The following is a 23,230-nucleotide window of genomic DNA, read 5'->3' on the forward strand; positions in this document are numbered from 1 at the left end:
TCCGGGATCGGCGCCGGCGTCGGTGCCGGCCCCGGCATCGCCGGACGCTCGGGTCCCGGATCAGGCTGCGGCGGAACCTTGTCGGCCTTGTCCCAGCGACGCGTGCCGATGTCGAATTCGCCGCGCACCCAGCCGGCGTATTGCGCTTCGGTGCCGAAGAAAGCGTTGCGGTCGACATCGCCCTTGATGCCGGGCACGCGGCCGGTGGTGGTGAACTGCCAGAAGGCCCAGGTCCGATTGTTGTAGCGCACCTCGGGCAGGGCAGCGGTCGAGCGGATCCAATAGGGGTAGCTGTTGAACTGGCCTTCGAGCACCTCGCGGTGGAAGGTTATGTCCGTGTAGATCACCGGCTTCTTGCCGGTGAGGAGCTCAAGCTCGTTCAGCATGAGCTGGATCTTCTCGCGGGCGAGGTCCGGCGCGATCTTCTGCGGGCAGGTGCGGGAGTGGCCGTTCCATTCGACGTCCAGCACCGGCGGCAGCGCATCGGGGTCGTTCGGAATCTGCTGCTTGAACCAGACCGCCTGCTCATGTGCCGGGCGGCACCAGTAGACGAAATGGTAGGCGCCGCGCGGAATGCCGGCGCGGCGCGCGCCTTCCCAGTTGCGCTGGAAGGCAGGGTCGACATGGTCGCCGCCCTCGGTCGCCTTCATGTAGACGAAGCGCGTGCCGGCGGCCTTGACCGAGGCCCAGTCGATCTCGCCCTGCCAGCGCGAGATGTCGATGCCGTGGATCGGATAGTTGTGAGCCGCCGCGACGCCGGGGTGGGGGCGGGCGTCGCCCTTCGACGGATAGTTGTCGAGCGCCACGCAGCCGCCGAGGGCCGCGAAAGCGGCAGCAGCCAGAAAGGGCGGGAAGCGGAAACGTGACATGCGGCGGGCGTTCATCTCGCCGAGAATTGCGGAGAATGCTTGACGGCGGGTTTACGTTACCAAAGTTCTGCCGCCTGTCAGCCGAATCTGAGGCGCTGGCTCGACTTTCCTGTTCCTCAGTACCGATTCGCTTTCGCGCAAAGGGTGAGGCTTTCGCTTCAAGGCCTTCCAAACAGGCCAGAAACGCGAAAGGCGACCCGAAGGTCGCCTTTCGCTGGACTTACCGTCCGAATTTGGTGCGGTCGAGAGGACTCGAACCTCCACGGGTCTCCCCGCTACCACCTCAAGGTAGTGCGTCTACCAGTTCCGCCACGACCGCAGCTCGGTTCCGGTTGCAGGCGGTGCACCCGGTGAGCGGCGCCGATCTAGCAAATCGAATCCGTTGCCACAAGTGCATCCGCGCGGAAAAACGAGCGATCCCGGTTTTTCCCCAGATTGGCGGCTCAGGCGGCCTCGGCCACGCTCTGCAATGTGTAGATCGTCGGGCGCTTCAGCATCTGGGTGATCTCGACGGAAATCTTGGCGCCGCTGACCACGACGATTCCCTTGGCGAAGGGGTGGTTGTTCGCGAGAATCTGGACTTCGTCGGTCTCGCTGGTGTTGAGCTCGATGATCGCGCCGCGGCCGAGGCGCAGCAGCTTGTAGATCGGCATCTCGGTCTGGCCGAGCACAACGGTGAGTTCGACAGGAACGAGATCGAGATCGGCCTTCAAGTCCTGCCTCCGGAACCCTACTTCAGAATTGGACCAGCGAAACTTGCCTGCCCGCCGGTTTTGGGCGCAAGAGGCTTGGCCGTGGTCGCGCCGGATGTCTCCGGTACGGAAAGCTTGGACGGAACATGGTTAAGCCATGGTGAAGATGCGTGAGGAACTCGCCGTGTCCTTCCTTTCGGAAGCGGTCGGCGAGCCGGTCGAATGGGTCGTGGCCGAGGGGCTGATCGGCTATGACGAGGCCGTCGCCGAGATGGAGATGCGCGCCGGGCTGATCGCCGACGGAGAGGCGCGCGAGCGCGTCTGGCTGGTCGAGCACCCGCCGCTCTACACCGCCGGCACCTCGGCGCGGGACGAGGACCTGATCGCGCCCGAGCGATTCCCGGTCTTCCGCTCGGGGCGGGGCGGGCAGTTCACCTATCACGGCCCCGGCCAGCGCGTGGCCTATGTCATGCTCGACCTGAAGCGGCGTCAGCCGGATTTGCGCCGCTTCGTCGCCGCGCTCGAAGGCTGGCTGATCGGCGCGCTTGACGATTTCAACATCCGCGGCGAGCGGCGCGAGGATCGCGTCGGCGTCTGGGTCCGCCGCCCCGACAAGGGGGCGGATGTCGAGGACAAGATCGCTGCGATCGGCATCCGCGTGCGCCGTTGGGTCTCGTTCCACGGCATCTCGCTGAATGTAGAGCCGGAACTCTCGCACTTCGACGGTATCGTGCCTTGCGGCGTCAGCCAGCATGGCGTGACCTCGCTCGTCGATCTCGGCCTGCCCGTGACGATGCCTGAGGTCGATTCGGTGCTGCGCGAGGCCTTCGAGCGGGTGTTTGGCCCAACCGTCCCAGCCTGATTTACCTTTCGTTAGTCATGCCGCACCCATGCTTTCGGCCTGTTTCGAGCCAGACATGGGAATGACAGATGCGCGCTTTTCTTCTCGCCGGCGGCCTCGCTGTGCTGCTGGCGGCCTGCAACACCACCGACCAGCGCATTGCCGGCGCAGCCGCCGGAGCGGGGGCGGGCGCCCTCGTCGGCGGGCCGATCGGCGCGGTTGCGGGCGGCGCGATCGGGGCCGTCGCGGCGCCGTCCGTGACCGGGTCGATCAACAAAGCGCGCGAGTAGCATCTTCCGCCGGCGCGGATTTGCCCGGCCGCATGCGTGCGTCCGTGCCGGTTGGCGTTTTCGATACGGCGCGCCATAACCTCGGCCGAGGATTCCGCCGAGGGAGCGCGCCGTGCCGGTCATCGAAAGCAAGGTCGATCTGAATTCGGCCGAGACGCGCGCCAATGCCGACGCCTGGGCGGGCTTGCGCGACGAACTTCAGCAGCAGCGCGCGACCGCCGCGCTCGGCGGCAACGCCAAATCCCGCGAACGCCATACGGCTCGCGGCAAGCTGCTGCCTCGGGAGCGCGTTCTGCGCCTGCTCGATCCGGGCTCGGCCTTCCTCGAGATCGGCTCGCTCGCCGCCTTCGGCATGTATGAGGGCGATGTCCATGGCGCCGGCATGATCGCCGGCATCGGCCGCGTCGCCGGCCGCGAGTGCATGATCGTTTGCAACGATGCGACGATCAAAGGCGGCACCTACTATCCGATGACGGTGAAGAAGCATCTGCGTGCGCAGGAGATCGCCCGCGAGAACCGTCTGCCTTGCATCTACCTCGTCGATTCAGGTGGCGCGAACCTGCCGCACCAGACCGAGGTCTTCCCCGACCGCGAGCATTTCGGCCGAATCTTCTACAATCAGGCGACGCTCTCGGCCGAGGGCATTCCGCAGGTCGCGGTGGTGATGGGCTCCTGCACCGCTGGGGGCGCCTATGTGCCGGCGATGTCGGACGAGACGATCATCGTCAGGAAACAGGGCACGATCTTCCTGGGCGGCCCGCCGCTGGTGAAGGCCGCGACGGGCGAGGTCGTCTCGGCCGAGGATCTCGGCGGCGCCGACGTGCATGCGCGGCTTTCGGGCGTCGCCGATCACTATGCCGGCGACGACACCCATGCGCTCGCCATCGCCCGGCGCATCGCGGGCAATCTCAACAGCGTCAAGCGCCCGGATATCGACATCGCCGAGCCGGTCGAGCCGCTCTACGACCCGGCCGAGCTGGAAGCCGTGGTGCCGACCGATCTCAAGAAGCAGTACGACATCCGCGAGGTGATTGCGCGGCTGGTCGACGGCTCGGAGTTCGACGAGTTCAAGAAGCTCTATGGCACCACGCTGGTGACCGGCTTCGCCCGCATCCACGGCATCCCGGTCGGCATCATCGCCAATAACGGCATCCTGTTCTCGGAAAGCGCGCTCAAGGGCGCTCATTTCATCGAACTGTGCTGCCAGCGGCGCATTCCGCTGCTCTTCCTGCAGAACATCACCGGCTTCATGGTCGGCCGCGATTTCGAGACGCGCGGCATCGCCAAGGACGGCGCCAAGCTCGTCACCGCCGTCGCCTCGGCGCGGGTGCCGAAGATCACGGTGCTCGTCGGCGGCTCCTTCGGCGCGGGTAATTACGGCATGTGCGGGCGAGCCTACAGCCCCCGCTTCCTGTTCACCTGGCCGAACTCGCGGATATCGGTGATGGGTGGCGAGCAGGCGGCGAGCGTGCTCGCCACCGTGCGCCGCGACAACATCGAGGCCGAGGGCAAGAGCTGGCCGGCGGCCGACGAGGAGGCCTTCAAGGCGCCGATCCGCAGCCGGTACGAGGAAGAAGGCTCGCCCTATTTCGCCACGGCACGGCTCTGGGACGACGGCATCATCCTGCCCTCCGAGACCCGCCGCGTGCTGGCGCTGGCCGTCTCCGCTACGCTCAACGCGGAGATTCCCGAGACGAAGTTCGGCGTGTTCCGGATGTGAGGAGCGGGGCGCAGCCTCCGTCATGCTCGGGTCAAGCTCGAGCATGACGGCAAGTCCTACCGCAGCTCGATTCTCGTGACTTCGTAGACGGCGCGCGCGCCGCGCTTGTCGCCGGGCGCGACAAGGCGCCAGCCGCCATCCAGCGGCTTGCCATCGACTTCGGCGACGAGGATGAGGGGCATGTTGCCGAAGTCGGGATGGATTTCTCCGATCGAGAAGGCGATCTGATAGCCGTCCTTTGCGCTCGCGATGAACGTCTTCCTGAGCTGGTCACCGGGCTTGAGGCCGTCGAGGGCCTTGTGCGCCTGCAGGACATCCCAGAACAGGACACCCTTGTAATGGCGCGTTGCCGGCCCCTTCGAGGTCTCGAAGGTCACGTCGCGTTCGGCGACGGGCAGGCTCGACAGGGACTGCGACGAGAGCCGGATCGTATCGGCTCCGATACCGACGATCTCGATCGCGGGCTCCTGCGCGCGCAGGGGCGGGGCCATCGCCAGCATGACGATCAGAATCAGCAGGGAGCGCAGCAAGGCGATGATCTCCGTTGGATGTCCGACGATAGCATGCCGTCGTTTCTCGGGTGGCTTGGATGACCCGAGTGCTTCGTCTGCCCGGGTTGAAGCAGGCGCGGTTCAAAGCGCGGGGTCCTGCGACCTGACCGGGCTCCGAAGTTTTCTGTTTTCGGCCTAGGCGGATGAGGCAGAGGACAGTTTCGCGGCAGCCGCCGATCGCACGGCCTCGGTCAGGCGGTCGAGCAACCGAGCGGCCAATCTGGTGCGCTGCCAGTAGAGCGTGACGGCGATCCGCGTGTGCGGCGGCAGCTCGACCAGTCGGCCGGCCTCCAGATGTGGCGCGGCGAGCGACAGGGGCGCCATCGACCAGCCCAGCCCGGCGAGGGTCATGTCCAGCATGCCTTGAGTCGACGGCGTCCAATGGGTTGGGGGCGAGATGGATGTTCCCCAAGCGGCCTGAGCCCATCGCGCCTGAAGCTCGTCGCGGCGGTCGAACCGCAGCATCGGCACCCTTTGAAGGCTTGCTGCGTCGACGCCGGCGTAAAAGCAGCGGTTCATGAAGTCGGGATTGGCCACGGCCAGATATTCGATGGCGCCGAGGGGATAGATCCTGCACCCGACGACGGTGGCAGGATCGGCCGTGACGGCGGCGAGGACCTCTCCGCTGCGGAGCCGCTGCGCGGTGTGGGCTTCATCTTCGAGGACGAGATCGAGCATCGCGCCGGTTTCCGTTGCGAACTGCGCCGCTGCCTGCGGAAACCAGGTGCTGACGCTATCGGCGTTCACGGCCACCCTCACCGAGGAGGGGCCGGGCTCCTGTCCCGCCAGCCCAGGCAGGTTGTCGACGACTTCGCTTTCAAGCAGGCGGACCTGCTCGACATGGGCACAGAGCTTGGCGCCGGCTTCGGTAGGGCGGCATGGCGCGCCTCTGGTGAGCAGGATCGCCCCGAGCCGTTCCTCGATCCCCTTCACGCGCTGGGACACTGCCGAGGGCGTGACGCCCAAGCTCGCCGCCGCCTTCTCGAAACTGCCCTCGCGTGCGACCGCGGCCACCGCCGCCAAAGATAGATAATCCAACATTAGCCCGCCTAATTCAGGGTAAGCAGGTTTAGTTAGACTACATCTGCGGCGCCCGTCATCAAGCCCGCATGACCAGCACCCTTCTTCCTGCCTTCACCAAGGGCTTTGCTCTTTCCGCCGGCCTGATCGTCGCCATCGGCGCGCAGAATATGTTCGTCCTCCGGCAAGGCCTGAAACGCGAGCATGTCTGGCCGGTCGTCCTGTTTTGCGCTGCGGCGGATGCGGCGCTCATCATTGCCGGGGTCAGCGGCCTGGGTGGCATGCTCGCTCTCGTCCCGGGGCTGTCGCTCCTTCTCGGCCTGGGTGGTGCGGCCTTCCTCAGCTGGTACGGCGCTCTCGCCTTGCGGCGGGCCGCCAATCCCTCAGTGCTCATCGTGGACCATCAGGCCAGCATGACGCTCGGGGCCGCACTGGCAGGAACCGCCGCCTTCACCTTCCTCAACCCTCACGTCTACATCGACACGGTGATGCTCATGGGGGCGGTCGGGGCGAGCCTTCCGCCTATCGAACGACCTCTCTTCATGGCGGGGGCGGCGAGCGCGAGCTTTGCCTGGTTCGCCTCGCTTGGCTTTGGCGCCCGCTTCCTTGCTCCGATTTTTACGCGCCCGGTGGCCTGGCGCATCCTCGACCTCGGCATCGGCCTCATGATGCTGGCGCTTGCCGTGAGCCTTCTCCGCGGCGCGCTGATCGATTGATCGTCGCGCTTCAGGGTGCGACGTAGAAGGATCGGCTGCTTGATCGCGCATCGCGAACGGAGATTTTCATGACTGCTGGTTCGGTTTTCAGCGGGTTGTCCGCATTTCCGCTGACCCCCGCCGATGCGGATGGAGTGGTCGATACCGAAGCCTTTGCCGCGATGCTCGAGCCGCTCGTCGCGGCCGGGGTCGATTCCATCGCCGTGCTCGGAAGCACTGGCACCTATGCCTATCTGGAACGCACCGAGCGGGCGCGGGCGCTGCGCGCCGCCGTGGAAACGATTGCCGGTCGCGTTCCGCTGATCGCGGGTATCGGATCCCTGCGAACCTCGTGGTCGACCGAGCTTGCCAGAGATGCCGAGCGGGCCGGGGCCGATGCGCTGCTTCTGGCACCGGTCTCATACACGCCGCTGACCGAGGCAGAAGTGTTCGCGCACTTCCAAGCCGTCGCGAGCTCATCCGGCCTGCCGCTGTGCATCTACAACAATCCCAGCACGACCCATTTCACGTTCTCGGCGGAACTGATCGCTCGGCTCTCGCTGATCCGGAACATCGCGGCCGTCAAAATGCCGCTGCCCGGCAGTGGCGACTTTGCAGGCGAGATCGGCCGATTGCGCCCGGCCTGCCGTGAAGGATTCACGGTCGGCTATAGCGGCGACTGGGGAGCGGCTGCGGCGCTTCTCGCGGGCGCCGACGCCTGGTACAGCGTGGTCGCCGGTCTGTTGCCGGCGGCTGCACTGCGACTGACCCGCGCGGCGAGGGCCGGCGATCGCGATGCGGCGCTGGCTGCCGATGCCGCCTTCGAACCTCTGTGGTCGCTGTTCCGGGCGCATGGAAGCCTGCGCGTGATGTATCTCATCGCAACGCGCCTTGGCCTCCGGCCGGGCTTGCCGCCACTGCCCATCCAGCCGCTCGATGCCTCCGTCGAACACGCCGTCGCCGAAGCGTTGGAGGCCGTCAGGCAGTAAGCGCCCTCGCAGAAGCACCGAGGGGGCTCACCCCAGCGTGAAGGCCTCGTGCACCGCGCTCTGCACGCCGCCGCCCATGATCGGACCGCCGCCGGCGACGTGGATCGCGTCGCCGACGAGCGCGGCGCCCAACCCGTGGCGAGGTGTGACCATCGGCGCATATTGCTCCCAGCCATCGGCCGCCGGGTCGTAGGCCTCCATCTGGCCGAAGACGCGGTTGGTGCCTTCCCCGCCCATCACGAAGACCTTGCCGCGATAGAGCACGGCGCCGTGGCCGGAGCGGCCCGTCGGAGCCGGCGCGCGCATCGTCCACTTGTCCGCCGCCGGGTCGTAGGAATGGTGCAGGTTCGAGTTGGTGTGGAAGGAATCGACCCGGCCGCCGATGACGTGGATCAGCGGGCCGATAGCGAGCGTGCCGGTGTGGTCGCGCGCGGTGGGCAGGGGCGTGCGCTCGCTCCAGCGATCGGCTTTGGGATCATAGACCAGATGCCAGTCGACCGAGCGTTTCGTCTCGGTGGTCTCGCCGATCGCGCCGCCGATGACATGCAGCACGCCGCCGAGGCCGACCACGGCGGTCGAGCCGGCCGGGCGGGGCAGGGCGGCGATCTCGGCCCAGCGATCGGCCTTGGGATCGTAGACGAAGCAACGCGGATGCGGCTTGCGGTTCTGCTCGAGGAAGCCGCCGATGGCGTAGAGCCTGCCGTCGAGGAAGGCGACGCCGACATGGTTGGCGCCCTGAGGCAGCGGCGCGCCATCATCCCATTTGTCGGCCTTGGGATCGTAGACATGGTGATAGGCCCGGTCGGTGCGCTGCTCGCCATAGCCTCCGACGACATGCATCCTGTCTTCGAAAGCCGTCGCCCAGGCCATCTCCGAGCGCGGCAGCGGCAAGGGCGCCTTGGCGGTCCAGCGGCCGGGCGTGGCGGCCTTCGGCGCGGGTGAATCGAAGACGTTCTGGGTCGTCGCAAGCTCAGGCTTGCCGATCCGCCCCGGCTGGGTGAGCCGCTCATATTGCGGGCCGTGATGCTCGTGCCCCGGCTGCTGGGCGCGCGCCGGGCCGGCGAGCGTGGCGGCGCCGGCAGCGAGCAGGTGGCGGCGGTTCAGGCTGGTCATCGCGTCGTCCTCCCGACTACAACGATAAGGCAGAGGCGCCGGGCGGCAAGCGCATGAATTGCCGATGGTTGCGCAGTTTCCCCGCGCGTTCTCGCCCGCTATGGTCGGTTGCCATCTCAAACGATTTAGGCTGCAGGAAACACGGGGAAACGCATGTCTGGGCATAACAAGGTCGCGATCATCACCGGTGCCGGTTCGGGCGTGGGCCGGTCGGTCGCCATCGCCTTCCTGAAGGACGGCTACCGCACCGTGCTGGCCGGTCGCCGGGCCGATGCACTGGAGGAGACGATCGCTCTCTCCGGCGCCGACAAGGGTCGGGCTCTCGCGGTCTCGACGGATGTCACCGACAAGGCCTCGGTCGAGGCGCTGTTCGCGAAGACGAATGAAGCCTTCGGCCGGGTCGACGTTCTCTTCAACAATGCCGGCGTCAACGCACCGGGCGGCGTGCTGCTGGAGGACCTCTCGCTGGAGGACTGGCAGAAGGTCGTCGACACCAACCTGACCGGTCCGTTCCTCTGCACCCAGGCGGCCTTCAAGGCGATGAAGACGCAGGAGCCGCGCGGCGGGCGCATCATCAACAACGGCTCGATCTCGGCGCAGGCGCCGCGGCCGAACTCCGCCGCCTACACCGCGACCAAGCACGCCATCTCCGGCCTGACCAAGACCGCCTCGCTGGACGGGCGCAAATACGACATCGCCGTCGGCCAGGTCGATATCGGCAACGCGCTCACCGACATGGCCAAGAAGATGACGACCGGCGTGCCGCAGGCTGATGGTTCGGTGAAGGTCGAGCCGGTGATGGATGTCGACCACGTCGCGAGCACGGTGCTGCACATGGCCGGGCTGCCGCTGGAGGCCAACATCCTCTTCGTCACGGTGATGGCGACCAAGGCCCCGCTCGTCGGGCGCGGGTGAGGCTACCCCTCTTCCGTCATGCCCGGGCTTGACCCGGGCATCTCGTCCAGATGGATGATGAGATTCTCGGGTTTCCGCTGCGCTGCGCCCGAGAATGACGGGAGGTCGCATGGCCGCGATTGACAACGGTTCTGATGCCGCCTCGGGCCCGGCCACCCACCCCTCCATCGCCCGCGCCTATACGCTGACGATCTGGGGCATCGCGCTCGGCATCCTCATCCAGGCGGCGGCGACCGTCGTCTGGGCGCTCACCATCGGCAATGCCCAGCTCTTCAAGGACGGAGTCGACTGGGTCTACGACGTCGCGCTCTACGGCATCGCCGCCATCGTCTTCGGCCGCGATGCGCGGGCCGAGCGGCTGGCGGCGGTCGCGATCGGCGCGGTGATGGCCGTCGCCGGCCTGCACTCACTCTACGATCTCTGGGACAAGATCGTCCGGCCGCGGCCGATCGAAGTGTGGACGCTCGGTTTCGCGGCCGCGAGCGCCATCGTCATAGCGCTCATCGTCATCGGCGTGCTCTGGCGCTTCCGCCGCGAGGACAATCCGGTGATCAAGGCGACCTGGCTGTCGAGCCGCAACGACGCGATCTCGACGACCGGCTTCGCGCTGGTCGGGCTCGCCGCGCGTGTCGCGCCGGTGCGCTGGCCGGAATACCTGTTCGACCTCATCGTCGCCGGGATCTGCTTCCAGGCGACATGGGCGATCTGGCGCTCGCTGCGGCAGGGCCCGGATTCGGAAGCGGCCCAGCCGGGTTTGCGCAACAAGGCGCAGACAGACGCGGCGGGCGGGCTATAAAGGCGGCAACCCTTTCGAGGACGCCGCCGCCATGACGATCGCCGCCAAGCTGCCTTCCATCCTGATCGCCAATCGCGGCGAGATCGCCTGCCGCGTGATCCGTACCGCGAAGCGGCTCGGGCTGCGCACCATAGCGGTCTATTCGGATGCCGACGCGGAGGCGCTCTTCGTGCAGATGGCCGACGATGCCTACCATATCGGGCCCGCCCCGGCCCGCGAGAGCTATCTCGATGCCGGCAAGATCCTCGCCGTCGCCAAGGAGGCGGGTGCCGCCTGCATCCATCCGGGCTACGGCTTTCTTTCAGAGAACGCCGACTTCGCCGATGCCTGCGCCAAGGCCGGGGTCGTCTTCGTCGGCCCGCCCGCCTCGGCGATTCGGGCGATGGGTTTGAAGGATGCCGCCAAGGCGCTGGTCGAGAAGGCTGATGTGCCGGTGGTGCCGGGTTATCACGGCGCCGAGCAGGGCGTCGATTTCCTGAGCCGGGAGGCCGAGCGCATCGGCTATCCCGTGCTGATCAAGGCGGTCGCCGGCGGCGGCGGCAAGGGCATGAAGAAGGTCGAGCGGCCCGAGGAGTTCGCGGACGCCCTAACCAGCGCCCAACGCGAGGGGCAGAATGCCTTCGGTGACGCCCGCGTCCTCGTCGAGAAATACGTGCTCTCGCCCCGCCATGTCGAAATCCAGGTCTTCGGCGACAGCCACGGCAATGTCGTCCATCTCTACGAGCGCGACTGCTCGCTGCAGCGGCGCCACCAGAAGGTTATCGAGGAGGCGCCGGCACCGGGCATGAGCGCGGAAGTCCGCGCCGCCATGGGCAAGGCTGCGACCGAAGCCGCGAAGGCGGTCGGCTATGTCGGGGCCGGCACGGTCGAGTTCATCGCCGATGGGCGCGACGGTCTGCGGGCCGACCGCTTCTATTTCATGGAGATGAATACGCGGCTCCAGGTCGAGCATCCGGTGACGGAGGCGATCACCGGGCTCGATCTCGTCGAATTGCAATTGCAGGTCGCGGCCGGCGAGCCGCTCGGATTCACGCAGGCCGAGGTGAAGGCAAACGGCCATGCGGTCGAGGCGCGGCTCTATGCCGAGGACCCGGAGAAGGGCTTCCTGCCGTCGACCGGCAAGCTCTGGGCGCTGCAATTCCCGGAAAGCGAGGGCATCCGCATCGATACCGGCGTCGAGGCCGGCGATACGGTGACGCCGTTCTACGATCCGATGATCGCCAAGGTGATTGCCCATGGCGCGACGCGCGACGAGGCGCTCGACCGGCTGGGCGCGGCGCTGGGCGAGACGGTGGTCGCCGGCCCGCGCACCAATCTCGCCTTCCTGAAGAAACTGACCGAGGCGGAGGGCTTCCGAAAAGGGCCGTTCGACACCGGTTTCATCGACCGCAACATCAGCGCGCTCGGCGCCGAGCCGCAGCCGCTCGATGCGGCAGCCGTCGCGGCGGCTGCCTTGCAGCTCGAAGAGGAGCGCCAGGCGGCGGGCATGATCGAGGCGGCTGGCCGGGCGGAAGGCGAAGCGCGCTCACCCTGGCTCGATCCCGACGCGTTTTCGCTGATGCCGCGCCAGCCGCTCGGCCTTCCGCTCACGGTCGATGGCGAGCGCATCGAAGCGCGGATCGAATGGCATGGCGAGGATGCGCGCGTCAGCCTGCCCGGCCACGAGATCGGCGAGGGCGAGCATGAGATCGCTCTGGCCGAGGGTGAGGGCGGCATCTGGTTCGCGCTTCATCGCGGCAGGCAGACCGCCGTGTCGCTGTTCGATCCGTTCTCGGTCGATCTCGATGCGGCTGCGGGCTCCGGCGGCGTGATCAAGGCGCCGATGCACGGCAAGCTCGTCGCGGTCTTCGTCGCGCCGGGCGAGACGGTGCTCAAGGGCCAGAGGCTCGCCATCGTCGAGGCGATGAAGATGGAGCATGTGCTGACCGCCCCGCGTGACGGCACGGTGAGCGAGGTTGTCGGCGAGCCGGGAGCGCAGGTCGCCGAAGGCGCGAAGGTCGTGGTGCTCGGCGAATAGGTGAATCGGTGGAATCGCTTGCGGGCGATGGTTGAGGTTTTGATTCAGGGCTCTGCCGTCATGCTCGGGCTTGACCCGAGCATCTCGGAAACACGAGCCTTCTTGTCCTGAGATTCTCGGATCCCCGCTTCGCTCCGTCCGAGAATGACGAGGGTTGGGAAAGCGGAAGCCTCATTGGCCCAACGCTGCCGCCGCCTTTTCCAAGATCGTGAGATTGACCTTCGCCAGCGGGTCGTCGTCACCCAGGAACCAGGCCGCCGAGAGGCCGCACCAGGCGACGATCCAGCGCAGCAGCCGCTGCCGCTCCAGCCCCGATTTTGCCAGCACGATCGCCAGTCGCCGCTCGAAGGTGCCCGGCATGATCGCGACGGGCGGTTCGGGGTCGGCGAGGTCGGGGTCGCAGAACAGGATGGTATATTCGAAGGCGCGATCGCCGATGACGCCTTTCGGGTCGATGGCGAGCCAGCCGCGCTCCTCGAAATCGAGCACGTTGTCGTGGTGGCAATCGGCATGGAGCGGCAGGATCTCCCGCTGCGCCACCAGCAATTCGCTCGCTACCGCTGCCGAGCGGGCCAGCAATCCGCCGTGCTCCGCCGCCATCGGGAAAAGATCCTTGAACCAGGTTTCGAGCGGGATCAGCCCGGCCGGGGCCGGGCCGCGCGGCTTCTGCAAGGCGGCGATGGCGTCGCAGAGAATCGCGGTCGCCTCGTCGTCGGCGCCGTTTCGGGCCATCGCGGCGAGCGACCGGCGGCCCGTGGCGCGCTCGATCAGCATCGCGCTGCCCTCGTCGCCTTGCGCCAGCAGGCGCGCGGCGCCGTCGCCGCTCCAATATTCCAGCAGCCGATAGCCGAGGCGTTCGTCCTCGACCTCGGGCAGCTTCAGCATGGCGGGGGCGCCATCTTGCCTGACCGGCAGCAGGCGGCTGGCATGCGTCCTGACCGGCTTGCCGTCAGGGACCAGATGCCAGCGCGACAGCCAGGGCTCGAAGTCGGCCCGGGAAAGACCGCTCATCCGCGGCCGATGATGGGGAACTGCTCGGCCTCGTAGATCTGGCCGGAGACGGGCGCGCTGTCGTCCGAGAGCCAGAAGGCCGTGTGGGCGGCGATCTCTTCCGGCTGCATGATGCGCCCGGTCGGGGCGTGGCGGAGCGGCACATGGTTCTGCCAGCCCGGCGGCTGGCCCTCGCGCTGCTGCGTCGCGTCTTCGTTGGCGGTCCAGGTCCAGCCGACATTGAGCTGGTTGGCGCGGATGCGCTCGGGGCCCAACGTATTGGCGAGGTTGCGCGTCATCGTCATCAGCGCGCCCTTCGACATCGAATAGACGGTGAGGTTGGAGAGCCCGCAATAGGCGTTGATCGAGCCGACGGTGACGATGGCGCCGCCCGATTTCTGGGCGCGGAAAGCGCGGATCGCGGCCTCGGCGCAAAGCAGGGGCGCGCGGGTGTTGATCGCGAACATATGGTCGAAGAAGGCGGCGGTGGTCTCAGCCAGGATGCCGCGCGGATAGATGCCGGCATTGTTGACGAGGCCGTCGATGTGGCCGAAGGCGGAAACCGTGGCGTCGACGATGGCCTGTGCCGTCGCGGGATCGGCGAGATCGCCGGTTGTCCCCTGGGTGGAGGAGCCGAGGCGGGCGACGGCGGCATCGACCTCTGTGGGATCACGGCCATGGATCAGCACTTTCGCACCCTCGGCGATCAGCCGCTCGGCCATCGCATGGCCGATGCCGGTCGAGGAGCCGGTGACGAGAATGACCTTGCCTGCTAGTCCGCGCATGGGGAGCGTCCGTGTCTCAATCGGGAGGTCGGGATGACTGTGAAGCGCATCGTGGCCAACATGGCAACCGGGGAACCGGGGCTGGCACGCGCATTCTACGGCGGCATTTTTGACATGCACCCCGTCATGAACCACGGCTGGATCCAAACTCTCGCCGCGGATGGCGAGCGGGCCGGGCCGCAACTCAGCTTCGCCAGCGAGGGCGGCTCGGGCGCGCCGGTGCCCGATCTGTCGATCGAGGTCGACGATCTCGACGCCGTGCTGCGCAAGGCCGAGGCGGCGGGCCTCGCGATAGAATACGGGCCGGTTGACGAGCCCTGGGCCGTGCGGCGCTTCTTCCTGCGCGACCCGTTCGGGCGGCTTGTCAACGTGCTGGCGCACCGCGCCTGAACCAGCTCTGTGGAGAAACCTCCGAAAGGCTGGCCGACCGGTCTGGCCGAGCCTATTTTACCCGCCATGTCGCTTCATATTCTCAAGCTCTGCGTCGGCGCGGAATCGATCGTCGATCTCGAGGAATGGATCGAGGAGCGCATGGCGCTGGAGCGTCGCCTTGGACGGCCGCAAGAGCAGACGCATACCACGCGCATGGTGCCGAAGAGGATCGAGGAGATCCTCGATGGCGGCTCGCTTTACTGGGTGATCAAGGGGCAGGTTTCGGCCCGCCAGCGCCTGACCGATATCCGCCCCTTCACCGATACGGACGGCATCGGCCGCTGCCATCTGGTGATGGAGCCGGTGGTGATCCCGGTCGAGCCGCGTCCGTTCCGCCCCTTCCAGGGCTGGCGCTATCTGCAGGCGAAGGACGCACCGCGCGATCTCTCCCACCATGGCGGCGATGTCGGCGAGATGCCGGAGGCGTTGAGGCGGGAGCTGGCGGGGCTCGGGCTGCTGTAGTTGCAGGTCATGGTCGGGATTGACCCGACCATTTCGGAAACCAGCGTTATTAGTCGGGAGATTCTCGGGTCTTCGCTTCGCTGCGCCGAGAATGACGCCAGCTCACACCGCGATGTTGTCGATCAGCCGCGTGCTGCCGATGCGGGCTGCGAGGATCAGGCGCACCGGGCCATCGGCCAGCGAGGTGAGCGGTGCCAGCGTCTCGGCGTGGCGCGCTTCCAGATAGTCGAGCTCGAATCCGGCGGTGATGATCGCGTTCTGTGCATCGGCGACCGCCTTGAACAGGTCGTCGCGGTTGCGGATGCGCGCGGCGAGATCCTGCATCACGCGATGAAGCGCAGGCGCCAATGCCCGGTGCTCGGCCGAGAGGTAGCAGTTGCGCGAGGACATGGCGAGACCGTCCGCCTCGCGGATCGTCGCGAGCGGAACGACGGTGATGCCGAGGTCGAGATCACCAGCCATGCGGGTGACGACCTTGAGCTGCTGGTAGTCCTTCTCGCCGAAGATCGCGAAATCGGCGCGCGATTGCGTGAAGAGCTTGCAGCAGACCGTGGCCACGCCCTCGAAATGCGTCGGGCGGAAGCGATCCTCCAAACCGACGGCAGCCGGGCCGAGCAGCAGCACGCGGGTGGCGAAGCCGGCCGGATACATCTCCTCGACCGGGGGGAAGAACACCGCATCCGCACCGGCCGCGACAAGCTTGGCGCAGTCGTCGTCGAAGGTGCGCGGATATTTCTTGAAGTCCTCATGCGGCGCGAACTGCGTCGGGTTGACGAAGATCGAGACGATGACGCGCCGCGCATGGCGCTGGCCCTCAGTGACCAGCGCGATGTGGCCCTCGTGGAGCGCGCCCATGGTCGGCACCAGCGCGACCTTCTCGCCGGCCGCATGCCAGCCGGCGACGGCCTCGCGCATTGCGGCGACCGTCTCGAAAATCGTGATCCCAGCCATGGCCTTCTCTTTCTCGTCTGCGTCGATCTTCGGCCTGCATCGTGAGGGCCGCATGGCAGCGTCTCGCAGGGTGCTTCAGGAGGTTGCGGAACCATCTGAAACAGCCTTCGAGACGCGGACTTCGTCCGCTCCTCAGGATGAGGGCCGAGAGGAACAGGCCAACCCCTGTCCGGGACGGGTAGCAAATGCGGCGGCGATGGCCAATATCAGGAGGATGAGAACGATTCAGCCGGATCGAAGGGATTGATGAGCGACAGGAACGAGCGTGCCGTCGGCAAGGCTGCTGCGACCGCGCCAGCCGAACATTCGCAGCCGGGCGAGATCGACCGTTTTCTCGGCGCGGCGAAGCGGCTGGCGCCGTTGGCGACGGGGCAGGCGGGTCGGCTCGTCTTCGCCCTCGACGCCACGATGAGCCGCCAACCGAGCTGGGACCTCGCCTGCTCGCTGCAGGCGCGCATGTTCGAGGTGACCGGGCAGAGCGGTGGGCTCGCGGTGCAACTGGTCTATTTCCGGGGCATCGGCGAGTGCCGTGCCTCCGGCTGGGTCGGCGAGCCCGAGCGGCTGACCGGGCTGATGCGCAGGATCGCCTGCGAGGGCGGGCAGACGCAGATCGCGCGCGTGCTGCGCCATGTCCGCGATGAGGCGAAGAGCGTGCCGCTACGCGCTTTCGTCTTCGTCGGCGACGCGATGGAGGAGGATGTCGATGCCCTCGCGGCTCTGGCCGGCGAGCTTGGCCTGCGCGGCATCCGCGGCTTCGTCTTTCAGGAAGGGCAGGAGCCGGCGGCAAGCGCGGCCTTCGCGACGATCGCGCGGCTGACGGGTGGGGCGCATGCGCGTTTTGACGTTAACGCACCTGCCTCGCTTCTCGAGCTTCTGCGCGGAGCGGCCGCCTATGCAACTGGGGGGCGCGAGGCGATGCTGCGGCTAGCCGGATCGAGCCCCGCGGTGAAGGGGCTGATCGCGGCCATGGATGGAGGCCGGCGGTGAGCCTGCTCTACGGCGTTGCCGTCCTGATCCTGATCTGGTGGCTGGTGAAGCTGTTCGCCGGCGCCAACCCTAAGGTCGTGGCGCGGCTGGCGAAGACGGTCGGGGGCGTGGCCTCGCTCGGCGTCGCCGGGCTCCTGATGGTGCGCGGCCGGCTGGACATGGCGATCTTTCTCGGTGGTGTCGGCGCTTGGCTGCTCGGCTGGAGCGCGACGGGACCGGGGGGCATTCGCTTCCCCTGGGCCGATCGGAGCGGCCCGACGGCGGGTACGACCTCGCAAGTGCAGTCCGCGCTGCTGGATATGGAGCTCGACCACGACAGCGGCGCTATGAAGGGTCGGGTCAAGGCCGGCGCCTATGCCGGCCGCGACCTCGACGGCCTGGGCATGGCCGATATCAGCGCGCTGCTGCGCGAATGCCTGGCGCGCGACCCGGATGGGGCACGCCTGCTAGAGGCATATCTCGACCGCCGGTCGCCCGGCTGGCGTGAAGACGCTCAGCGTGACGGCGACACGGGGCAGGGCGGCACGCCGGGCACGGGCGCGATGACGCAGCAGGAGGCCTACGAGATCCTGGGGCTTCAGCCGGGGGCGGGCGAGGAGGCGATCCGCGAAGCCCACCGGGCTCTGATGAAGCGCATCCACCCGGACGCCGGGGGCACCAGCGGTCTTGCCGCTCGCGTCAACCAGGCCAAGGACGTCCTTGTGAAGCAGCGATAGCGAGGGGTTCGGGAAGTGCGTCTGCGACATGGCGGGAACTCCTTTCCCTGACCGATCAGCTGCGGGTTGCGAAGCAGGAGAAGCCGCCGCGCTTCAGCTGCGTGCAGGCGTTCTGCGCGTCCTTCGAGTCGTCGAAGCCGGCGAAGCGGGCACGGAAGAGCGTGGAGCCGCCCTTCTCGACCTTCTCGGTGAAGGGCGAGGCGCTGGCGAGCGAGCCGATAGCCTTGGCACGGGCGCGGGCCAGGATTTCCTTGGCCTTGCCCTCGTCATCGGTGGCGCCGAGCTGGATCACCCATTTCCCGGAGGAGACGACGGCGGCCTGGTGGGACATCGCAGGGGTGGGCTCGGGAGCCTGCACCTTGGCCGGGGCGGCCTCTGCCTTGCGGGCGACGCTGGTGGCCGGAACTTCGATCGTGGCGTCGGCGACCTTCACCGGCTCGGCGACGGGTTCCGGCGCCCTGGCGATCGAGGAGGTGACGTCGACATTCGCCGGCGGACGCAGGACCTTGGCATCGGCCGGCTGGGCGCCGATCGACCAGCGCATGGCTGATGGCGTCGTGGTCGCGGCGACCGGCCGCATGCCGGAGAGCTGGACCGGCTGGCCGGCGGTAGCGACCGGACGCGGCGGGGCGATCGGAGTCGTCGTCGGCATAGGCGCATAGGCGCGGGCGGCGGCCGGCAGGGGCTGCTGCTCCTCGACCTGCTGGCGCGGACGCGGCACCGGCACCGGGACCGGCATCGGCTCGGCGACGGCGGCCTGCTGAACCGCTACGGCGCGTGGACGCTCTTCCATGCGCGGGCGCTCTTCCGGCTCGGGCGCCTCGGCGACCATCACGGAGGAACGGCCGCTGGTCGTGGCGCGGGGCAGGCTGGCCAGCACGAGATCGGTCATGATCTTGTCGCGGGAGGCGCCGGAGCGGCCGCCGAGCACGACCGAGACGATGTGGCGGCCTTCCGCCTTCGCCGAGGTCATCAGGTTGAAGCCGGAGGCGCGGGTATAGCCGGTCTTGATGCCGTCGACGCCCTCGACCTTGCCGAGCAGGCGGTTATGGCCGCGGATGGTGCGGCTGCCGTACTGGAAGGCGCGCATCGAAAACAGCGGATAGTATTTCGGAAAGCGCTCCTGCAGGGCGCGGGCGAGGATGGTGAGATCGCGTGCCGTGGTCAGGTTGGGCGGGGAATGCGGCAGGCCGTGAGGATTGTAGAACCGGGTCGAGCCCATTCCGAGCGCGCGTGCCCTGCGCGTCATCTGATCGGCGAAGGCCTCCTCGGAGCCGGCGATGTTCTCGGCGACGACGACGGAGGAGTCATTGGCCGAGAGCGTGATCATGCTCTTGATCGCGTCCTCGACCGAGATGGTCGAACCGGCGCGGAGGCCTAGCTTGGTCGGTGGCTGCGAGGCCGCATAGGACGAGACCTTGAGCTCGGAATCCATCGAGAAGCGGCCGCGCTCCATCTGCTCGAACAGCATATAGAGCGTCATGACCTTGGTGAGCGAGGCCGGGATGCGGGCGGCATCCTCGTTGACCGCGTGCAAGGTCCGGCCGCTCCTGGCGTCGACCACCATCGCGGCATAGGGCGGCGTGTAGCCGCCGCCTCCTGCGTGATGACGGCGCTTGCGCGCCTCGGCAGGGGAGGTCGCGATCGTCGCCGCCACAGCGGCGATGCCGATCAGCCCGACGACGGCCCGCAGACGCGGCCGCTGAAACCCAACGCAACCCAGAACCATGAACTCGCCTCGAACTCGTACTGTTTGGTTCTGCCCCGCTGCCGGCTCCATCGTGGCGCGCAGGACACAGTAGAAGGAGGTTAGGTGGATGCGGTTACGGAGCCGTTAAAACTTGAACGGTTGCGATCGGAACGATCTGCGTTTGGTGCATTGCAGCGTTCTCTTGACATTCATGTTGCAATGCACAATATACGGGCAGTCCCCGGTGATGATCTCTTCATACGACCTTGGGGCGATACATCCGGCCGTATGGCCCATTCACCTAATGGGGCACCTCAGGTGCTCAGGAGACGACCCATGATCCAGCAGTTCGACACCATCCAGAAGGCTTCCAAAGAGAACGTCGATGCCGCTCTGAAGGCTTTCGGCGCCACCTCCAAGGGCGTGCAGACGATCGCCGTCGAGGCGACCGACTACGCCAAGAAGTCCTTCGAGGCTGGCACCGCCGCGCTCGAGAAGCTCGCCGGCGTGAAGACCTTCGACAAGGCGCTCGAGATCCAGGCCGACTATGTCAAGACCTCGTTCGAGGGCGCCGTCGCCCAGCTCACCAAGATGGGCGAGCTCTACACCGCTCTGGCCAAGGACGCCTACAAGCCGTTCGAGGGCATCGTCTCGAAGGCTGTCCCGGCCGTGAAGGCGTGATGCCTGCCGGCCGCCGAAAGGCGGCCGAGACCGAGTGAGTTCAGTTGCGTTTGAAAACCCCGGCCCCCAAGGCCGGGGTTTTTCACTGGCTGGAGTGGCTCTTCGTGTCCGAATGTCCGCCACTACAGGTTTCGGATATTCCCGCGCGGCGCGGCCTGGTTGCGCGTAGACGGTATCCCATGCACTGATTGGGCTTCGTCGGGAGGCCAGCATGGTAATTCGATCGCAGATTTCCGCTTTAGCGCTATGCATTTTCATGGTCGGCGCGGCCCACGCCCAGACGCCAACCTCCAAGGCCGCAGGCATCCCGGTGACGCCCGACAATTTCGCGCGCGCCGAGACGGATATGTACTTCGGCAATTTCGTGAAGGATGGGGCGCTCGGGAAATTCATTCATACGCGTGAACCGGCGTCGATCGACAACCAGACCGTGATCCGGATGAACCGCGACACGCTCTATTCGTTTGCTGCTTTCGATCTCGATGCGGGACCCGTCACCGTCACGCTTCCGGATGCAGGCAAGCGTTTTCGCTCGGTGCAGGTCGTCGATCAGGATCAATTCACCCCGCGCGTGATCTACAAGTCCGGCACATACACCTTCACGCGAAAGGAAATCGGCACGCGCTACATGGCGCTGCTGATGCGCACGCTGGTTGATCCGGCCGATCCGGAAGACGTGAAGAAGGTCCACGTCCTGCAAGACGGGGTGCGCGTGACTCAAAACGGGCCGGGCAAGTTCGAGGTGCCGAATTGGGATCAGGCAAGCCAGAAGAAGGTGCGCGAAGCGCTGCTGGTGCTGGCGTCCACGATGAAAGACTTCAAGGGCTCGTTCGGTCCGAAGGGAGCGGTCGATCCGGTCCATCGGCTGATTGGCGCTGCAGCCGGCTGGGGCGGAAATCCGGACAAGGATGCGACTTATGTCGGCCTGACGCCTGAGAAGAACGACGGCAAGACAATCTACAAGCTGAATGTGAAGGACGTGCCCGTCGACGCGTTCTGGTCGATCAGCGTCTACAATGCGCAGGGTTATTTCGAGAAGAACCCGCAGAACGCCTACACGATCAACAATATCACCGCGAAGCGTGAGCTCGATGGCTCGGTCAATGTCCAGTTCGGCGGCTGCGACGGCAAGATCGTCAATTGCTTGCCCATCACGAACGGCTGGAACTACCTTGTTCGGCTTTACCGCCCGCGCGCAGAAATCCTGAGCGGCAAGTGGACGTTTCCGGAGGCCAAACCAGCCAACTAAGCCTTCCGGCTTTGGGGTGATCTACGGGGCCGCGACGGGTCGAAAGCCGGCCAAATGACAAGCCACTGGCTTTACGCCTTATCACGACTGCGCATGGCCGTTTTCTCTTTTGAACCGATTGAAAACGCGGCTCGATGAGCGCATTTCTATGAGGACGCGCTTTTTTCGCGCCCAGAGGTTTCCGGTCCCGCCATGCTCGACAAATCAGTGCCGCCCCGCACGCTCAAGCTCAACGCCGCCGACAATGTCGTCGTCGCGGTCGATCCGGTCGATCTCGGTGTGAGTGCCGCCGGCGTCGAGGCGCTGAAGCGCATTCCGCGCGGGCACAAGATGGCGATCGCACCGATCGCCAAGGACCAGCCGATCCGCAAGTTCGGGCAGATCATCGGCTTCGCCACCGTCGATATTCCGCCGGGCGAATGGGTCCACGAGCACAATACCGGCTTCCATGCCTTCGATCGCGACTACGCCTTCAGCGCCGAGGCCAAGCCCGAATTCGTCCTGCCGGTCGAGCAGCAGGCGACCTTCGAGGGCTTCCGCCGCGCGGGCGGCAAGGCTGGTACGCGCAACTATGTCGGCATCCTGACCTCGGTGAACTGCTCGGCCTCCGCCGCGCGCTTCATGGCCGAGGAGGTGAAGCGCTCCGGCCTGCTCGACGATTATCCGAATGTCGACGGCGTGATTGCGCTGACCCACGGCACCGGCTGCGGCATCGACTACAATGGCGAGAGCTTCGAGGTGCTGAAGCGCACCACCTGGGGCTATGCCTGCAATCCGAACATGGCGGCGGTGCTGGTCGTCGGCCTCGGCTGCGAGGGCTTCCAGATCAGCCGCATGAAGGAAGCCTATGGCATCAGCGAGAGCGACGTCTTCCGCACGCTGACGATCCAGGAGACCGGCGGGACGAAGAAAGCGGTCGCGGCCGGTATCGATGCGCTCAAGGTCATGCTGCCTATCGCCAACCGGGCGAAGCGCGAGACGGTGCCGGCCTCGGAACTGATGCTTGCCCTGCAATGCGGCGGCTCGGACGGCTATTCCGGCATTACAGCCAACCCGGCGCTCGGTGCGGCGGTCGACATCCTGGTCGAGCATGGCGGCACGGCGATCCTCTCCGAGACGCCGGAGATTTATGGCGCCGAGCATTTGCTGACCCGCCGCGCTGCGACACGCGAGGTCGGCGAGAAGCTCGTCGGCATCATCAAGTGGTGGGAGGATTATACCGCCCGCGCCCGGATGGACATGAACAACAACCCCTCGCCGGGCAACAAGGCGGGCGGGCTGACCACCATCCTGGAGAAGTCGCTGGGCGCAGCCGCCAAGGGCGGCACCAAGACGCTGGCGGCCGTCTACCACTATGCCGAGCCGGTGAAGGACAAGGGCTTCGTCTATATGGACACGCCTGGCTACGACCCGGTCGCGGCGACGGGGCAGGTGGCCGGCGGCGCCAATATTCTCGCCTTCACCACCGGGCGCGGCTCCGCTTATGGCTGCAAGCCCACGCCTTCGATGAAGCTCGCGACCAACACGCCGATCTACGAGAGGATGATCGACGACATGGACATCAATTGCGGCGACGTGCTCGACGGCGTTTCGCTGGAGCAGAAGGGCCGCGAGATCTTCGAGAAGCTGCTCAAGGTCGCCTCCGGCGAGAAGACCAAATCCGAGCAACTCGGCTATGGCGACGCCGAATTCGTGCCCTGGCAGATCGGCGCGACGATGTGACATCGGGCTTGGTCGATCCCGGGCCCATTGAACCCGACCGAAGTCTGGCGCGACCTA

Annotated in this window: 23 protein-coding genes, 1 tRNA gene and 1 pseudogene; 15 read left to right on the forward strand and 10 right to left on the reverse strand. The window is 66.7% G+C overall.

The features are described 5' to 3' along the window. Positions 1–110: 110 nt before the first annotated feature. The 3 genes and pseudogenes from AC2FAN_RS16235 to AC2FAN_RS16245 all read right to left on the reverse strand — a co-directional run. A pseudogene (locus AC2FAN_RS16235) lies at positions 111–884 on the reverse strand (glycoside hydrolase family 25 protein); the annotation flags it as partial. A gap of 219 nt (positions 885–1,103) precedes the next feature. Beyond that, positions 1,104–1,188, reverse strand: a tRNA-Leu gene (locus AC2FAN_RS16240). A 124-nt stretch (positions 1,189–1,312) separates the two neighbouring features. Beyond that, the gene (locus AC2FAN_RS16245; RefSeq protein WP_265053722.1) at positions 1,313–1,582 is read right to left on the reverse strand and encodes a FliM/FliN family flagellar motor switch protein; all 270 of its coding nucleotides are present in this window, start codon (positions 1,580–1,582) and stop codon (positions 1,313–1,315) included. Positions 1,583–1,718: 136 nt separating this feature from the next. Here AC2FAN_RS16245 and lipB point away from each other — a divergent pair, with 136 nt between their 5' ends. The 3 genes from lipB (at position 1,719) to AC2FAN_RS16260 (ending at position 4,412) form a co-directional block, all read left to right on the forward strand. Continuing rightward, positions 1,719–2,423 carry a lipoyl(octanoyl) transferase LipB gene (lipB, locus tag AC2FAN_RS16250; RefSeq protein ID WP_485175352.1) on the forward strand — a complete coding sequence of 235 codons (705 nt, stop codon included), beginning with the start codon at positions 1,719–1,721 and terminating at the stop codon, positions 2,421–2,423. Positions 2,424–2,491: 68 nt separating this feature from the next. Then, positions 2,492–2,692 carry a hypothetical protein gene (locus AC2FAN_RS16255; protein WP_265053720.1) on the forward strand — a complete coding sequence of 67 codons (201 nt, stop codon included), beginning with the start codon at positions 2,492–2,494 and terminating at the stop codon, positions 2,690–2,692. A gap of 112 nt (positions 2,693–2,804) precedes the next feature. Beyond that, positions 2,805–4,412: a carboxyl transferase domain-containing protein gene (locus tag AC2FAN_RS16260; RefSeq protein WP_485175354.1), complete on the forward strand. Its 1,608-nt coding sequence runs from the start codon at positions 2,805–2,807 to the stop codon at positions 4,410–4,412. A gap of 56 nt (positions 4,413–4,468) precedes the next feature. Here the strand turns inward: AC2FAN_RS16260 and AC2FAN_RS16265 are convergent, their stop codons facing one another. Together AC2FAN_RS16265 and AC2FAN_RS16270 are read right to left on the reverse strand one after the other, a co-directional pair. Beyond that, positions 4,469–4,942, reverse strand: coding sequence for a hypothetical protein (locus AC2FAN_RS16265; RefSeq protein WP_485175356.1), 474 nt, complete (start codon positions 4,940–4,942; stop codon positions 4,469–4,471). 156 nt (positions 4,943–5,098) lie between these two features. Continuing rightward, positions 5,099–6,004 carry a LysR family transcriptional regulator ArgP gene (locus AC2FAN_RS16270; protein ID WP_485175357.1) on the reverse strand — a complete coding sequence of 302 codons (906 nt, stop codon included), beginning with the start codon at positions 6,002–6,004 and terminating at the stop codon, positions 5,099–5,101. A gap of 68 nt (positions 6,005–6,072) precedes the next feature. Here AC2FAN_RS16270 and AC2FAN_RS16275 point away from each other — a divergent pair, with 68 nt between their 5' ends. Together AC2FAN_RS16275 and AC2FAN_RS16280 are read left to right on the forward strand one after the other, a co-directional pair. Continuing rightward, positions 6,073–6,699: a LysE/ArgO family amino acid transporter gene (locus AC2FAN_RS16275; protein ID WP_485175359.1), complete on the forward strand. Its 627-nt coding sequence runs from the start codon at positions 6,073–6,075 to the stop codon at positions 6,697–6,699. Positions 6,700–6,767: 68 nt separating this feature from the next. Further along, positions 6,768–7,667, forward strand: coding sequence for a dihydrodipicolinate synthase family protein (locus AC2FAN_RS16280; RefSeq protein WP_485175361.1), 900 nt, complete (start codon positions 6,768–6,770; stop codon positions 7,665–7,667). A 27-nt stretch (positions 7,668–7,694) separates the two neighbouring features. Here AC2FAN_RS16280 and AC2FAN_RS16285 read toward each other — a convergent pair whose 3' ends face one another. Further along, on the reverse strand, positions 7,695–8,780 hold the full coding sequence (locus AC2FAN_RS16285; protein ID WP_485175363.1) for a Kelch repeat-containing protein: 1,086 nt from the start codon (positions 8,778–8,780) through the stop codon (positions 7,695–7,697). Positions 8,781–8,933: 153 nt separating this feature from the next. Between AC2FAN_RS16285 and AC2FAN_RS16290 the strand changes: the two genes are divergently transcribed. The 3 genes from AC2FAN_RS16290 (at position 8,934) to AC2FAN_RS16300 (ending at position 12,508) form a co-directional block, all read left to right on the forward strand. Further along, positions 8,934–9,695 carry an SDR family oxidoreductase gene (locus tag AC2FAN_RS16290; RefSeq protein ID WP_485175365.1) on the forward strand — a complete coding sequence of 254 codons (762 nt, stop codon included), beginning with the start codon at positions 8,934–8,936 and terminating at the stop codon, positions 9,693–9,695. Positions 9,696–9,804: 109 nt separating this feature from the next. Further along, a complete protein-coding gene (locus AC2FAN_RS16295) occupies positions 9,805–10,491 on the forward strand; it encodes a cation efflux transmembrane domain-containing protein (RefSeq protein ID WP_485175367.1) in 687 nt (228 codons plus the stop codon). A gap of 31 nt (positions 10,492–10,522) precedes the next feature. After that, the gene (locus tag AC2FAN_RS16300; protein ID WP_485175369.1) at positions 10,523–12,508 is read left to right on the forward strand and encodes an acetyl/propionyl/methylcrotonyl-CoA carboxylase subunit alpha; all 1,986 of its coding nucleotides are present in this window, start codon (positions 10,523–10,525) and stop codon (positions 12,506–12,508) included. Between the two features lie 171 nt (positions 12,509–12,679). On the opposite strand, the gene AC2FAN_RS16305 is transcribed toward AC2FAN_RS16300, so the two are convergent. Next, positions 12,680–13,519 (reverse strand): aminoglycoside phosphotransferase family protein, encoded by an 840-nt coding sequence (locus tag AC2FAN_RS16305; RefSeq protein ID WP_485175371.1) that lies wholly within the window; start codon positions 13,517–13,519, stop codon positions 12,680–12,682. Further along, positions 13,516–14,283, reverse strand: coding sequence for an SDR family NAD(P)-dependent oxidoreductase (locus AC2FAN_RS16310; RefSeq protein WP_485175373.1), 768 nt, complete (start codon positions 14,281–14,283; stop codon positions 13,516–13,518). Before AC2FAN_RS16310 ends, AC2FAN_RS16305 begins: the two co-directional genes overlap by 4 nt. A 33-nt stretch (positions 14,284–14,316) precedes the next feature. On the opposite strand from AC2FAN_RS16310, the gene AC2FAN_RS16315 reads away from it, so the two are divergent. Then, positions 14,317–14,673: a VOC family protein gene (locus tag AC2FAN_RS16315; protein ID WP_476805709.1), complete on the forward strand. Its 357-nt coding sequence runs from the start codon at positions 14,317–14,319 to the stop codon at positions 14,671–14,673. Between the two features lie 66 nt (positions 14,674–14,739). Further along, positions 14,740–15,177 carry a DUF1489 family protein gene (locus AC2FAN_RS16320; protein WP_485175376.1) on the forward strand — a complete coding sequence of 146 codons (438 nt, stop codon included), beginning with the start codon at positions 14,740–14,742 and terminating at the stop codon, positions 15,175–15,177. Positions 15,178–15,279: 102 nt separating this feature from the next. Here AC2FAN_RS16320 and panC read toward each other — a convergent pair whose 3' ends face one another. Further along, positions 15,280–16,128, reverse strand: coding sequence for a pantoate--beta-alanine ligase (panC, locus tag AC2FAN_RS16325; RefSeq protein ID WP_485175378.1), 849 nt, complete (start codon positions 16,126–16,128; stop codon positions 15,280–15,282). Between the two features lie 246 nt (positions 16,129–16,374). On the opposite strand from panC, the gene AC2FAN_RS16330 reads away from it, so the two are divergent. Continuing rightward, a complete protein-coding gene (locus AC2FAN_RS16330) occupies positions 16,375–17,115 on the forward strand; it encodes a VWA domain-containing protein (protein ID WP_485175380.1) in 741 nt (246 codons plus the stop codon). Further along, positions 17,112–17,831 carry a DnaJ domain-containing protein gene (locus AC2FAN_RS16335; protein ID WP_265053704.1) on the forward strand — a complete coding sequence of 240 codons (720 nt, stop codon included), beginning with the start codon at positions 17,112–17,114 and terminating at the stop codon, positions 17,829–17,831. Before AC2FAN_RS16330 ends, AC2FAN_RS16335 begins: the two co-directional genes overlap by 4 nt. A 55-nt stretch (positions 17,832–17,886) precedes the next feature. On the opposite strand, the gene AC2FAN_RS16340 is transcribed toward AC2FAN_RS16335, so the two are convergent. Beyond that, positions 17,887–19,560 (reverse strand): SPOR domain-containing protein, encoded by a 1,674-nt coding sequence (locus AC2FAN_RS16340; protein WP_485175382.1) that lies wholly within the window; start codon positions 19,558–19,560, stop codon positions 17,887–17,889. A 297-nt stretch (positions 19,561–19,857) separates the two neighbouring features. On the opposite strand from AC2FAN_RS16340, the gene AC2FAN_RS16345 reads away from it, so the two are divergent. The 3 genes from AC2FAN_RS16345 (at position 19,858) to AC2FAN_RS16355 (ending at position 23,173) form a co-directional block, all read left to right on the forward strand. Then, a complete protein-coding gene (locus AC2FAN_RS16345; RefSeq protein ID WP_265053702.1) occupies positions 19,858–20,202 on the forward strand; it encodes a phasin family protein in 345 nt (114 codons plus the stop codon). Positions 20,203–20,413: 211 nt separating this feature from the next. Continuing rightward, on the forward strand, positions 20,414–21,451 hold the full coding sequence (locus AC2FAN_RS16350; protein WP_485175384.1) for a DUF1254 domain-containing protein: 1,038 nt from the start codon (positions 20,414–20,416) through the stop codon (positions 21,449–21,451). A gap of 192 nt (positions 21,452–21,643) precedes the next feature. Further along, positions 21,644–23,173 carry a UxaA family hydrolase gene (locus tag AC2FAN_RS16355; RefSeq protein WP_485175386.1) on the forward strand — a complete coding sequence of 510 codons (1,530 nt, stop codon included), beginning with the start codon at positions 21,644–21,646 and terminating at the stop codon, positions 23,171–23,173. The last annotated feature ends 57 nt before the right edge of the window (positions 23,174–23,230 follow it).

The sequence above is a fragment of the Allobosea sp. RIT-PG3_2 genome (assembly GCF_057321085.1).